The 13135-nt window shown below is 71.3% G+C and carries 9 protein-coding genes and 1 pseudogene; 4 read left to right on the forward strand and 6 right to left on the reverse strand.

Annotated elements, in window-relative coordinates; translation table 11 throughout:
* Positions 1-28 precede the first annotated feature (28 nt).
* Complete coding sequence (locus ABZY91_RS18495; RefSeq protein ID WP_329885317.1) at positions 29-3604, reverse strand: CDP-glycerol glycerophosphotransferase family protein; 3576 nt, start codon at positions 3602-3604, stop codon at positions 29-31.
* 150 nt (positions 3605-3754) lie between these two features.
* Here ABZY91_RS18495 and ABZY91_RS18500 point away from each other — a divergent pair.
* Together ABZY91_RS18500 and ABZY91_RS18505 are read left to right on the forward strand one after the other, a co-directional pair.
* Positions 3755-4609 (forward strand): annotated as a pseudogene (locus ABZY91_RS18500) (glycosyltransferase); the annotation flags it as partial.
* Between the two features lie 233 nt (positions 4610-4842).
* Entirely contained in the window at positions 4843-5931 is a 1089-nt protein-coding gene (locus ABZY91_RS18505) for a YihY/virulence factor BrkB family protein (RefSeq protein WP_355403550.1), read from the forward strand.
* 21 nt (positions 5932-5952) lie between these two features.
* Here ABZY91_RS18505 and ABZY91_RS18510 read toward each other — a convergent pair whose 3' ends face one another.
* A complete protein-coding gene (locus tag ABZY91_RS18510) occupies positions 5953-7038 on the reverse strand; it encodes a D-alanyl-D-alanine carboxypeptidase (RefSeq protein WP_355403612.1) in 1086 nt (361 codons plus the stop codon).
* A 336-nt stretch (positions 7039-7374) separates the two neighbouring features.
* Between ABZY91_RS18510 and ABZY91_RS18515 the strand changes: the two genes are divergently transcribed.
* Positions 7375-7632: a hypothetical protein gene (locus tag ABZY91_RS18515; RefSeq protein ID WP_355403552.1), complete on the forward strand. Its 258-nt coding sequence runs from the start codon at positions 7375-7377 to the stop codon at positions 7630-7632.
* Positions 7633-7740: 108 nt separating this feature from the next.
* Entirely contained in the window at positions 7741-9414 is a 1674-nt protein-coding gene (locus ABZY91_RS18520; RefSeq protein ID WP_355403554.1) for a hypothetical protein, read from the forward strand.
* Between the two features lie 71 nt (positions 9415-9485).
* Here the strand turns inward: ABZY91_RS18520 and ABZY91_RS18525 are convergent, their stop codons facing one another.
* From ABZY91_RS18525 to sdhC, 4 genes are read right to left on the reverse strand one after another with little or no spacing between them, the layout of a single operon-like run.
* On the reverse strand, positions 9486-10259 hold the full coding sequence (locus ABZY91_RS18525; RefSeq protein ID WP_329885313.1) for a succinate dehydrogenase iron-sulfur subunit: 774 nt from the start codon (positions 10257-10259) through the stop codon (positions 9486-9488).
* Positions 10259-12001 carry a succinate dehydrogenase flavoprotein subunit gene (gene sdhA / locus ABZY91_RS18530; RefSeq protein ID WP_329885312.1) on the reverse strand — a complete coding sequence of 581 codons (1743 nt, stop codon included), beginning with the start codon at positions 11999-12001 and terminating at the stop codon, positions 10259-10261. The genes ABZY91_RS18525 and sdhA overlap by 1 nt, the downstream gene beginning before the upstream one ends.
* Positions 12002-12040: 39 nt before the next feature.
* Entirely contained in the window at positions 12041-12532 is a 492-nt protein-coding gene (locus ABZY91_RS18535) for a succinate dehydrogenase hydrophobic membrane anchor subunit (protein ID WP_329885311.1), read from the reverse strand.
* An 8-nt stretch (positions 12533-12540) separates the two neighbouring features.
* Positions 12541-12921 carry a succinate dehydrogenase, cytochrome b556 subunit gene (gene sdhC / locus ABZY91_RS18540; RefSeq protein ID WP_093861779.1) on the reverse strand — a complete coding sequence of 127 codons (381 nt, stop codon included), beginning with the start codon at positions 12919-12921 and terminating at the stop codon, positions 12541-12543.
* Positions 12922-13135: the final 214 nt, after the last annotated feature.

Raw genomic sequence — 13135 nt, forward strand, 5'->3', positions numbered from 1 at the left:
GGGCGCCCTTTTCCGCGGACCGCGGCGGCTACGCCTCGCGGCTCAGCATCGCGTCCACCACCCGGGCGGCGGCCTGGCCGTCGTCCAGGTCGCAGTACTTCTCGCGGAACGCCGCGTACCGGTCGGCGTTCTCCGCGGCCACCTCGTCCACCCGGCCCAGCGCGGCGACCAGCTCCTCGGAGGTGGCCAGCAGCGGGCCGGGCGCCTCCTTCTCCAGCGGCAGCGAGAACCCGCGCAGGTTGTCGCGGTAGTGCGCCAGGTCGTAGGTGAAGAACAGGATCGGCTTGCCGGTCGCCGCGAAGTCGAAGACCGACGCCGAGTAGTCCGTCACCAGCACGTCGGCGACCAGCAGCAGCTCGGCGGTGTCCGGGTAGCTGCTGACGTCCCAGACGTAGCCGTTGCCGGCGCCCGGGATCGGCTCGCGCACGTTGGAGTGCCGGCGGACCAGCAGCACCTGGTCGTCGGCCAGCGCGGCCTGCGCCGCCTCCAGGTCCAGCTGCAGGTTCAGCTGGTAACCGCCGTAGTGGCGGCGGCGGTCCTCACGCCAGGTGGGCGCGTACAGCACGACCTTCTTGCCCTCGGGCAGGCCGAGCCGCTCGCGCACCTGCTCGGCGGTCTTCTCCCGGTCGGGGGAGAAGAACAGGTCGTTGCGCGGCAGACCGCTCTCCAGGATCTCGCCCTTGAAGTCGAACGCGCGACGCAGCACCGGAGCCGCCCAGGTGCTCCCCGCGACCAGCAGGTTCCAGTTCGGGACCTCCTTGGCGAGGCCCTTCAGGTAGTGCGCGTCGGTGAACCAGACCTTCTCGAAGTCGTGGCCGATGTTCTTCAGCGGGGTGCCGTGCCAGGTCTGCAGCACGATCTGCCCGGGCCGGCGGACGAAGAAGTCCGGCAGGTGCGCGCTGGTCACGATGTACTTCGCGGTGGCCAGCGTCTCGAACCACTCGGGGCTCCAGAGCCGGACCGCGCCGGCCGTCTGCGGCAGGTCGGCCTGGAGGTCGTCACTGCCCCACAGGTGCTCCAGCGGCAGGCCGCGGCGGACCAGCTCCTCGTGGATCGCCCGCGGCGAGTCCGCGTAGAGCCCGCCGAGCGCCACGTTGTACAGCACCGTGTCGCGCAGCGGCGCCCGGCGGGCGGCCGGGTAGTCGACCTTCCGCAGCTGGCGCTGGCGCCAGCCGCTGCGCTCCTCCGGAAGCAGTATGTTCTCCGACTCCAGCTGCAGGCCGTCGTGGTGGCGGCGCTCCAGCACGATCCGCTTCCCGCGGGCCTCCACCTCCAGCGGCAGCGAGCCGAAGCACTCGGGCGCGATCAGCGCGTACGAGCTCATGTCCGGGTTGTAGACGACGCCGGCCGGGCGGAACGAGATGTTCCAGCCGCCCTGCGCGAGCGGCGCGTTGCCCGCGAACGAGGCCGTCGGCACGGCCGGCAGCGCGGTCCGGAAGCGGCCGTCCGAGATCTCCACCGGGTAGACGTGCTGCTCCTCGCCCCAGTGGTGGCGGACCAGCAGCTCCCAGTGGTGGTTGCCGGGCAGCGGGAAGGTGCCGCTGAGCAGGAAACCGTCCGCGCCGCGCGAGGTGATCTCGTGGACCACCGGCTGCAGCAGCTGGTCGGAGAGCTGCAGGTAGCCGCCGGGGGAGGGCTTGGAGTACAGCGTGCGCTGCGCCGCGACCGGGGCCTCGGGGTTCAGCAGCACGTTGAGCTGCTCCGGGGCGTTGCGGTCGTCCAGGGCGATCGGGACGCTGAGGCCGTTGGCCAGCTCCAGGGAGGCGTCCCAGCGGTCGCGGGCGCGCTCCTCGGCGATCGGGTCCAGCTTCGCCCAGGCCTCGCGGACGGCGGTCAGCTCGGCCGTCGGGAAGGAGATGTGGAACGGCTGGAGCGTGCCGACCGGGGTGCCCTGCGAGAGCGGGAAGAACAGCTCGCGCTCGGACTCCACGTGGGTCAGCCGCAGCCGCGCCCCGGCCAGCCGGACGCCGGCGCGGGCGGCGCCGGAGATCTCGACCGTGTTGCCGTGCGCGGCCAGCCCGGTCACCCGGACCTGGACGTTCTCGACCCTGACGTAGACGCTGCCGTCGCGGACGAACGGCACGATCCGGACGTCCGGCTCGACCCAGTGCGAGGGCAGGTACAGCGCGGTGTCCGCCCAGCCGGCCCAGATGCGGCCCTTGTAGACGCCGCCCTTGCCGGCGCCGGCCACCAGGACGCGCCAGTTGCCGTCCTTCCACTGGCCCCGGTGCTTGAGCTTCGCCGGGTCGAGGGCGACGGTGAAGCCGGCCCAGTCGCAGTTGTACAGGTCGTGGTGGTTGGTGGCGGTGGCCTCGGGGCTGTACTGGGTCTTCATCGGCACGGCGACGACCCGGCGGCCCTTGGTCTCGCGCAGCACCAGCGTGCGGACCATGTCGAGCTTGTTGGCGGCGCCCAGCTGCTCCGGGTAGGCGTGCCCGGTCAGCCGCAGCCGGCCGCCCTCCCACGCCGACCCGTAGAGCCGGCTGCGGATGACGGTGGAGTTGCGCAGGCTCAGCAGGTTCGACGGCACGCTCTTGCGGCCGCCGCGCAGGAACGGGTAGTCGGCGTACGGGCGCAGCAGGCCCTTGGCGACGACGCCGCCGTTGCTCTCGCCCTCGTACTTGATCTGCTCGACGAACTCGTCGACCCGGCCCTGGAGGGTCAGGTGGTACTTCAGGCGCAGCGGCGCCCGGAGCTTCTTCACCGGGTCCGGGCCGATCGACCGGAGGAGGCGGCTGACGCACTTCACGTAGGCGTCCCGGTACTCCTTGTCGCCGTCCACGACGGACCAGAAGAACATCGGGAGCTCCTCGACGAGGGTGTTCTCGTCGTAGGTGCGCAGGTACTCGGCGAAGCGCGGCTCGGTCTGCTTCTTCAGCCAGCCGCGGACCAGCTCGACCGAGGTGACGCGGTCGATCAGGCCCTTCGGGTTGGTGCGCATCTGCGTGATCGACATCTCGCCGACCTCGCGCTCCCGCCAGTGGTAGATCGGCTCGGAGAGCACGTCCACGCTCTTGGCGAGGTAGTGGTGCGGCACGCTGACCGGCGCGTCCTCGTACAGGATGCCCTCGGGGTAGAGGATGCCCGCCGCGTCGAAGAAGGAGCGGCGGTACACCTTGTTCCACGCGGTGCGGTCGGTGACCAGCGAGGGGATCTCGGTGATGTGCGTCTTGAGCACGGTCTTCGCGAACGGGCGGCTGTGGCCGCCGGACTGGTAGTAGCCGATCGCGCGGAACCGCAGCACGTTGCCGGTGGCGAAGTCCGAGCCGGTCTCGTCGAGCGTGTTGATCATCAGCTCGTACGCGCTCGGCGGCATCGAGTCGTCGCTGTCGACGAAGCAGAGGAACTCGGAGTCCGGGTCGATGTGCCGGATGCCCGTGTTGCGGGCCGCGCCGAGGCCCTTGTTGACCTGACGCACCAGGCGGAACCGCGAGTCCTCGGCGGCGTAGGCCTCGGCGAGTGCGGCGCTGGTGTCCTTCGAACCGTCGTCGACCATGACGCACTCGAAGTCGGTGAACGTCTGGGCGGCGATCGAGTCGAGACACTCCACGAGGTAGCGCTCGACGTTGTAGATCGGGACGACGATGGAGAGGCGGGGAGCCATCGGCTACGCAGGCCTTTCTCGGGAAGGAGCGTGGCAGCCCGTTCGGGGTCTGACCGCACTTTGAATCGGTGCGTACGTGCCTGTCGATCCTACCGTCCGGCCCAAGGGGCCCCCGGGCAACCGTGGTCCGTCGGCCACTACCCTGTGCCCATGCCCCGCTTCAGCGTGATCGTTCCGGTCCACAAGGTCGAGGAGTACCTCGTCGAGTGCCTCGACTCGGTGCTCGGCCAGGGTGGTCCGGACCTCGAACTGATCGCGGTGGACGACCGCTCCCCGGACGGCTGCGGCGCGCTGCTCGACGCGGCCGCCGTCCGCGACCCGCGGGTCCGGGTGCTGCACCTGCCGGAGAACGTCGGCCTCGGCCGGGCCCGCAACGCCGGCCTCGACGTCGCCACCGGCGACTACGTGGTCTTCCTGGACAGCGACGACACGATGACCCCCGGCCTGCTCAAGGCCGTCGACGACCGGCTCGCGGCCGGCGGCGACCCGGACGTCCTCGTCTACGACTACGCCCGCACCTACGCCGACGGCCGGATCACCCGGGCCGCCTCCTCGCACGTCTTCGGCGCGGCCTCCCCGGCCGTCTTCGACCTCGCCGCCCGCCCGGACCTCCTCGACCTGCTCCAGGTGGTCTGGAACAAGGCCTACCGGCGCGACTTCGTCACCGCGCAGGGCCTCACCTTCCCGGCCGGCTACTACGAGGACACCCCCTGGACGTACCCGGCGCTGCTCGCCGCGCGGAGCATCACCCTGCTCGACCGGGTCGGCGTGCACTACCGCCAGCGCCAGGAGGGCGGCAACATCCTGGCCACCGCGAGCCGCCGGCACTTCGACGTCTTCGCCCAGTACGACCTGGTCTTCGCCTTCCTGGACGGCCGCCCCGGGCTGGACCACTGGCGCCCGGTGGTCTACGGCCGGATGCTGCACCACCTCAACACCGTGGTCTCCCGGCCCGGCCGGGTCCCGCCCGGCGACCGCCGCGAGTTCTTCCGCCGCGCTGCCGCGCACTGCGCCCGGCTCCGCCCGGCCGGCTACCGCCCGCCCGCCGGGGTGGCCGGGATCCGGACCGAGCTGCTCGCCCAGGGCCGGTACACCCCCTACCAGGCGGTCCGCGCACTGGCCCGGGCCCGCCGGCTGGTGCGGCGCTGACGCTCCGCCCGCGGAACGGGTCGGCGGACCTGCCGGTGCGCCGGGGAGTCTGACGGCCATTCGGGCGACCTGCCGGTATAACCGGACGGGTGGACTTCCTGACCCGCCTTCCGGTGATCGGCCCGCTCGTGGCACGGGTGCTGCACAGCCGCCCGTACCGTGCCTACGAACACTTCACCGCCGTGCGCGGCAACCGGCTGGCCGGTGCGGTCACCTTCTTCGGTTTCCTCGCGCTCTTCCCGCTGCTCACGGTGGCGCTGGCGATCGCCGTCGCCACCCTCAGCGACGCCCGCGTCCAGGACGTCCAGGACCGCATCTCCGAGCAGCTGCCCGGTATCTCGGACGCGCTCAACCTGCCCTCCCTGGTGGCCAACGCCGGCGCGGTCGGGCTGGTCAGCGGCGTCCTCCTGCTGCTCTCCGGGCTCGGCTGGGTGGACACCATGCGCACCTCGATCCGGGACGTGTGGCAGCTGCCCGACGAGGAGGGCAACCCGGTGCTGCGCAAGGGCTGGGACTGTCTGGTCCTGGGCGGCCTGGGCGTGGTCTCGCTGTTCTCGCTGGGGGCCTCGGCCGCGGGGACGACGCTGGCCGGCCGGATCGCCGACTGGATCGGCCTGGGCCGCGGCGGCCCCGGCGGCTACCTGCTCACCGGCGTGGGCCTGCTGGTCGCGGTCGCCTCGGCGATGCTGCTCTTCGCCTACCTGCTGGCGCCGTTCGCGCGGATCGGCGGGCAGCGCCGGCGGGTCGTGCTGCAGGGGGCGCTGATCGGTGCGGTCGGCTTCGAGCTGCTGAAGATCCTGCTCTCCTCCTACCTCGGCTCGGTCGCGGGGAAGAGCCTCTACGGCGCCTTCGGGGTGCCGGTGGCACTGCTGCTCTGGATCAACTTCGTCTGCCGGCTGCTGATGTACTGCGTGGCCTGGACGGCGACGGCCGACCCGGAGGCCGCCCGGGACCGGGTCCGCGAGCGGGCCCGCGCGATGGTCGAGGCCGCCGACAAGGCCGTCGACCAGGCCGCCGACCAGGCGAAGCCCGGAGCGAAGGCCGGAGCGACGAAGGCCGGAGCGGAGGCCCCGGCCGGAGGCGCTACGGACGGCGGCACGGACGGCGGGCGTGAGAGCGGCTCCGGGGGCGGGGGCGAAGCGGACGGCGGCGCGACGGAGGCCCGGCCCCGGACGTGAGACCGGGCCCCGTCACGGGTTTCAGCCGCCGGAGGCGCGTCGCCGGTTGAGCAGCAGCAGCCCGGCGGCGCCGCCCGAGGTGAGGGCGAGCGCGACGGCGATCCAGCCGACCGGGCCGAGCCCGCCGCCGTCGCCGCCGGCGTGCGCGGCGGATGCCGTGTCCGCGGCGGTGGCCGTGGCGGCCGGCGAGGGGTGCGGCGGCGGTGCGGGTGCGCCGGCGGCGCCGCCCGCCTGGCCGGTCGGGACCGGTGCGGCGGTCTCGCCCTCCTCGACCAGCTTCCCGACCGGGGTGACCTTGCCGGCCGCGGCGAAGCCCCAGTCCAGCAGCGCCGCCGTCTCGTCGTAGACCTTCTGGTACGAGGTCGGGTGCATGACCGTCACCAGCAGGGTGCGGCCGTCCCGCTCGGCGGCGCCGACGAAGGTGGAGCCGGCGTTGGTGGTGAAACCGTTCTTCACGCCGATCAGGCCGGGGTACTTGCCGAGCAGCCGGTTGGTGTTGGCGATCCCGAAGCTGCCGCGCTGCCCGGTGTTCTTGTCCACCGCACCGGGGAACAGCGTGTCGCGGGTGGCGCAGTACCCGCGGAAGTCGGGGTTGCGCAGCCCGGCGCGGGCGAACAGGGTCAGGTCGTAGGCCGAGGAGACCTGGCCCTCCGAGTCGTAGCCGTCCGGCGAGACCACCCGGGTGTCCCGGGCCTGGAGCGCCTCCGCCCGGGCCTGCATCTCGGCGACGGTCTGCTGGACGCCGCCGTTCATGTGCGCGAGGACGTGCACCGCGTCGTTGCCGGAGCTGAGGAAGACCCCGCGCCAGAGGTCCTCGACCCGGTACTCCAGGTCCTCCTTGATGCCGACCAGGGAGCTGCCGGCGCCGATCCCCTGGATCTCCGCGTCCGCGACCTTGTGCACGGCGTTGCGGTCGAACTTGGGCAGCACGGTGTCGGCGAAGAGGATCTTGAGGGTGGAGGCCGGGGCCAGCCGCAGATGCGGGTTGCTGGCCGCCAGCACCTCGCCGGACGCCGCGTCGGCGACTATCCAGGACTGCCCGGTGAGATCGCCCGGCAGGGCCGGGGCGCCGGCCAGTGGCGCCACCTGGACCCCGGGGAGGCCCAGCCGTTCGCCGCCGACCGCGGCCGGCGGCGGTGGTTCGGCCGGGGCCGCGACGGCCGCCGGGGCGGCGAGGAGGAGCGGAAGGGCCGCGACGGGCGCGGCGATCACACGTGCGAGCTTCGAGCAAGTGGGCACCAGCAGACGGTACCCAGTGCAGGCCCCCGCCGTCCGCCACTCCGTCGTCCTCCGCCGCAGGAGGGGCCCGCCGTACTCCGAACGGCCGCCCGCGCATACTGGGGAGGCACGTCGTCTTCACCGCTCCGCCGCCTTCACCGCGTCGCCCCACCGCCCCACCGCCCCACCGCCCCACCGCCCCACCGTCCCACCGAGGAACGCCCCATGAAGCTCAGTCGCCGCACCTCCTGGTTCCTGACCGCCTTCGGCGTCTGGTCCATGATCATCTGGACCACCTTCGTCAAGAACCTCTGGAAGGACTCCGGTGGCCAGGCCTTCGTCGACGGCGACCACGGGCAGCCCACCGCCTTCTTCTGGATCCACCTGCTGCTCGCCGTGACCTCCTTCGCACTCGGCGTCGCCGTCGGCGCGGTCGGCGTCCGCGGCCTGCGCGCCGCCCGGCGGGAGCCGGCCGCCGGCTGACGCGATACCCGGTTGCCTGACGGTCCGGCAGGCTGGAAGTATCCCCACCGCTCGATCGCGATCGAATCTTCTTTCGCGTCCTTCATCGCACCAAGGGTGGGGTACTCCATGAAGCCTGCGCACCTCCGTCGGCTCGGCGGGGCGGCTGCCGTCGCCGTGGCGGCAGGTCTGCTCGCCGCGCCGACCGCCGGCGCGGCCGAGACCGGCCTCCGGGTCACCGGGACCACCGCGTCCCCGCGGCCCGGGAACGTTTCCGAGGGCGTCGTCACCGACGCCTGCGACGCCACCACCGCACCCGGCTGGATCGGGCGGACCACCGACGGCCCGACGCTCAGGGCGAGCGTCGCCTCGGACACCGCGGGCACCCTCTCCGCCCGCTTCTCGGTCCGGGACCTCACCGCCGACGGCGCCGCCGTCTTCAGCGCCGTCCGCGAGGCCTCCGCCTGGAACAAGGAGGCGACCACCCTCGTCCCCGGCCTGGTGGACGGCCACGGCTACGCCTGGAACGCCCGCGCCCTCCAGGGCCACAAGATCTCGGCGGCGTCCCCGGACTGCCACTTCAAGGTGGACCTGACCAGCGCCCAGCCCACCGTCTCCTCCCCGGACTTCCCGCCGCTCGGCTCCGGTCAGACGCCCGGCAAGTACGCGGGAGAGACCGCCGCCTTCGTCATCAGCGGTACCGACCCGGCCCCCGCCGGCGGGGGCGAGGCCTCGGGCCTGGCCTGCTACCGGTACGCCCTCAACGACAGCCTCCTGATGTCCGGCGGCTGCGACAGCGGCGCCAGCGTGAAGCCCGGCCCGGGCGGCACCGTCACGCTCGACGTCAAGGTGAGGGAGTGGGGCACCAACGTCCTGTACGTCAAGGCGGTGGACAACGCCGGCAACAGCAGCTTCCACACCGGCTACCACTTCTACGCCCCCTCGGACCCGCGGCCGAAGCCCAGCGCCGTCGGCGACGTGGACGGGGACGCCGTCCCGGACATCCTGCTGCCGGACACCGCAGGCAACCTGCAGATCATCAGCGGCCGGGCGAACGACACCACGCCGTCCTCCGTCCTGCCGGCCGACCTCGCCCCGGGGTCGGTCAAGAACTGGAACGACTACCGGGTGTCGCACCGCGACCGGAACTACTCCACGGCCGACGACCTGCTCGTCCGGGAGGTCGGCGGGCCCGGCAGCGTCTACCTGCTCCGGAACGTCTACGGCACCGGGGAGTTCAGCCGCTCCGGCACCGGCTACGTCGACTGGCCGCGGTGGTGCGCCAACCCCGGCCCCTGCGCGCCGGGCTACCCGGTCGGCTGGGACGGCGTCCAGGACCTCGTGCTGCCCGGTCGGATCGGCACCACCGGCCCGGCCGGGTCGGGCCTGCTCAGGATGCAGGCGGGCGATCTCTGGGTGGCCACGCCCTTCCCCGGCGGAGGGAGCTTCAACGACGCCGAGCGACTCACCACCGGTGGCCTCTGGGCCGGCTACGACCTGGTGACCCCCGGCCCCGACGCCTCCGGAGGTCTCGTGCTGTGGGCGCGTGAGCGGGCCGACGGGGCACTGCACGCCTACGCGATCCCGAAGAAGGCCGACGGCACCCTCGACTTCTCCGCCCTCGCCGACCCGTCGGCCGGCGTGGTCGCCACCGGCTTCACCGTGGACGCCTACCCGACCCTGGGCAGCTCCGGCGACCTCGACGGGAACGGCACCGCCGACCTCTGGGCCGTCACCGCAGACCGTCACCTGGTGACCTACAGCGGCTGGACCGCCCCGAAGGACCTCGGCGTGCTGCGCTGAGCCTTCTCCGGGTACCGCGAAGGCCCCGTCCGATCGTGAGATCGGACGGGGCCTTCGTCAGGGAGCGGGGATCAGAAGCGACGGGTGACCAGCGCCCGCTTCACTTCCTGGATCGCCTTGGTGACCTCGATGCCACGCGGGCAGGCCTCCGAACAGTTGAAGGTGGTCCGGCAGCGCCAGACGCCCTCACGGTCGTTCAGGATCTCCAGCCGCTGCTCCGCACCCTCGTCGCGCGAGTCGAAGATGAAGCGGTGCGCGTTGACGATCGCGGCCGGACCGAAGTACTGGCCGTCGTTCCAGAAGACCGGGCAGGACGACGTGCACGCGGCGCACAGGATGCACTTGGTGGTGTCGTCGAACCGCTCGCGGTCCTCGGCGGACTGCAGGCGCTCGCGGGTCGGGTCGTTCCCCTTGGTGATGAGGAACGGCATGACGTCCTTGTACGCCTGGAAGAACGGGTCCATGTCCACGATCAGGTCCTTGAGGACCGTCAGGCCCTTGATGGCCTCGATCGTGATCGGCTTCTCCGGGTTGACGTCCTTGACCAGGGTCTTGCACGCCAGCCGGTTGCGGCCGTTGATCCGCATCGCGTCGGAGCCGCAGATGCCGTGGGCGCAGGAACGGCGGTAGGTGAGGGTGCCGTCCTGCTCCCACTTGATCTTGTTGAGCGCGTCCAGGACGCGCTCCTTCGGGTCCATCTCCAGCTGGTAGTCGACCCACACCGGGTCCGGGTGCTCCTCCGGGTTGAACCGGCGGATCCGGAAAGTGACGGTGATCAGCTTGACGGCCCCGCTCTCGGCCGCGTCCAGAGCGGCCGAGTGCTTCTCCACGGTCGGAGTGCTCATCAGTACTTACGCTCCATCGGCTGGTAGCGGGTCGTGACGACCGGCTTGTAGTCGAGGCGGATGGAGGTGGTGCCGTCCGCGGCAACCTCCTGGTACGCCATGGTGTGCTGCATGAACTTCACGTCGTCACGGGTCGGGAAGTCCTCGCGGTAGTGACCGCCGCGCGACTCCTCGCGGGCGAGCGCGGAGACGGCCAGGACCTCGGCCAGGTCGAGCAGGTTGCCCAGCTCGACGGCCTCCAGCAGGTCCGTGTTGTAACGGAAGCCCTTGTCCTGGATCGCGACGTTCTTGTACCGCTCGCGCAGCGCGGCGATGTCCTCGACCGCCTGCTTGAGGGTGGCACCGGTGCGGTAGACCATGGCGTTGGTGTCCATGGTCTCCTGCAGCTCCTTGCGGATCACCGCCACGGACTCGGTGCCGGTGGACTCGCGCAGGTTGTCGACCAGGGCCTGGACCTTCTCGGCCGGGTTCTCGGGCAGCTCGGTGTAGCCCACCGTCTGCGCGTAGTCGGCGGCGGCGATGCCGGCGCGCTTGCCGAAGACGTTGATGTCCAGCAGCGAGTTGGTGCCCAGGCGGTTGGCGCCGTGCACGGACACGCAGGCGACCTCGCCGGCCGCGTACAGGCCGGGGACCACGTCGGTGTTGTTGCGCAGCACCTCGCCCTCGACGTTGGTCGGGATGCCGCCCATGGCGTAGTGCGCGGTCGGCTGGATCGGGATCGGGTCCGTGTAGGGCTCGATGCCGAGGTAGGTGCGCGCGAACTCGGTGATGTCCGGGAGCTTGGCGTCCAGCTGCTCCGGCGGCAGGTGGGTGAGGTCCAGGTAGACGTGGTCGCCGTCCGGACCGCAGCCGCGGCCTTCGCGGATCTCGGTGTAGATCGCGCGGGAGCAGACGTCACGGGACGCGAGGTCCTTCATGACGGGGGCGTAGCGCTCCATGAAGCGCTCGCCGTCCTTGTTGCGCAGGATGCCGCCCTCGCCGCGGGCGCCCTCGGTGAGCAGGATGCCCATGCGCCAGATGCCCGTCGGGTGGAACTGGAAGAACTCCATGTCCTCCAGCGGCAGGCCGCGGCGGTAGACCAGGGCCTGGCCGTCACCGGTGAGGGTGTGGGCGTTGGAGGAGACCTTGAAGAACTTGCCGGTGCCGCCGGAGGCGAAGACGACCGACTTGGCCTGGAAGACGTGGATCTCGCCGGTGGCCAGCTCGTAGGCGACGACGCCGGCGGTCTTGCCCTCGTTGAGCAGCAGGTCGAGGACGTAGAACTCGTTGAAGAACTCGACGCCGTGCTTGACGCAGTTCTGGAACAGCGTCTGGAGGATCATGTGACCGGTGCGGTCGGCCGCGTAACACGAGCGGCGGACCGGGGCCTCGCCGTGGTTGCGGGAGTGGCCGCCGAAGCGGCGCTGGTCGATCCGGCCCTGCTCGGTGCGGGAGAAGGGGAGACCCATCTTCTCCAGGTCGAGGACGGCGTCGATGGCCTCCTTGCACATGATCTCGGCGGCGTCCTGGTCGACCAGGTAGTCACCACCCTTGACCGTGTCGAAGGTGTGCCACTCCCAGTTGTCCTCCTCGACGTTGGCGAGGGCGGCGCACATGCCGCCCTGGGCCGCGCCGGTGTGGGACCGGGTGGGGTAGAGCTTGGTGAGCACCGCGGTGCGGCTGCGCTGGGTCGACTCGATGGCCGCGCGCATGCCGGCGCCGCCGGCGCCGACGATGACGGTGTCGTACTGGTGAATCTGCATGGGGGTTCTAACTCGCCTCTGGCCTCTGCCGATTGCCGATTAGATGTTCGGGTCGAAGGTGAAGATCACCAGGGTGCCGAGCAACACGGTGAAGACCGTGGCGGCGCCCATGAGGCCCTTCAGCCAGAGCCGGGTGGAGTCCTTCTCGGCGTAGTCGTTGATGACCGTCCGCATGCCGTTGGAGCCGTGGAGCATGGCCAGCCAGAGCATCAGGAGGTCCCAGCCCTGCCAGAACGGCGAGGCCCAGCGGCCGGCCACGAAGGCGAAGCCGATCTTGGAGACGCCGCCGTCGAGCACCAGCATGATCAGCAGGTGGCCGAGGATCAGCACCACGAGGACGATGCCGGACAGGCGCATGAAGAGCCAGGCCAGCATCTCGAAGTTGGTACGGGTGCGGCGCGGGGTCTTCTTCGTCCGCTGGCGCGCCGGCTCGATCACGAAGTCGTCGGCGGGGTTGCCCGTGCCGAGACCCTTGCCGGTGTGCGCCTGGGCGGAGGGGACCACCAGGGCGTCGGAGATTTCCGTGGACATGTCTCAGATCACTTCCCGAACCAGGAGGTCAGCGTGTGCTGCAGGATCGGGTAGAAGGCGCCGGCCATCAGGACGACCCAGACCCCGACCACGGACCAGAGCATCTGCTTCTGGTACTTCGGGCCCTTCGACCAGAAGTCGACGGCAACGACCCGCAGGCCGTTCAGGGCGTGGAACAGGATGGCGGCCACCAGGCCGTACTCCATCAGGTTCACGAGTGGCGTCTTGTACGTCTGAATGACGGTGTCGTACGCCTCGGGGGACACGCGCACCAGTGCGGTGTCCAGGACATGTGCAAACAGGAAGAAGAAGATGAGGACGCCGGTGACTCGATGAGCCACCCAGCTCCACATGCCTTCCCGGCCGCGGTACAGCGTTCCAGCCGGCACGGAAAAACCCTCCGGAAGCGATTGGGGGCTCGGCCGGCTTCGGTGTCGGTCAGCCCGGCCGGGTACGGTCCACCGGCCGCGAGCATCCTATCGACGCCGTGTCGGGAACCGCCTCCGGGGGCCCGAGGTGTGATCAATCAGGCACGACTGGCCTAGTCGGGCGGGAACCCGGACTTCGGTTGTCACGGAAAGTGACGGGTTGGGCGCGCTACCG

The organism is Kitasatospora sp. NPDC002965 (genome assembly GCF_040611255.1).
GTDB lineage: Bacteria > Actinomycetota > Actinomycetes > Streptomycetales > Streptomycetaceae > Kitasatospora.

What these genes read in the sequence shown, in the direction of transcription:
- ABZY91_RS18495 (WP_329885317.1), bottom strand. Translation starts at nt 3,604, where the DNA reads ATGGCTCCCCGCCTCTCCATCGTCGTCCCGATCTACAACGTCGAGCGC.
- ABZY91_RS18515 (WP_355403552.1), top strand. Translation starts at nt 7,375, where the DNA reads ATGAAGCTCAGTCGCCGCACCTCCTGGTTCCTGACCGCCTTCGGCGTC.
- ABZY91_RS18520 (WP_355403554.1), top strand. Translation starts at nt 7,741, where the DNA reads ATGAAGCCTGCGCACCTCCGTCGGCTCGGCGGGGCGGCTGCCGTCGCC.
- ABZY91_RS18525 (WP_329885313.1), bottom strand. Translation starts at nt 10,259, where the DNA reads ATGAGCACTCCGACCGTGGAGAAGCACTCGGCCGCTCTGGACGCGGCC.
- sdhA (WP_329885312.1), bottom strand. Translation starts at nt 12,001, where the DNA reads ATGCAGATTCACCAGTACGACACCGTCATCGTCGGCGCCGGCGGCGCC.
- ABZY91_RS18535 (WP_329885311.1), bottom strand. Translation starts at nt 12,532, where the DNA reads ATGTCCACGGAAATCTCCGACGCCCTGGTGGTCCCCTCCGCCCAGGCG.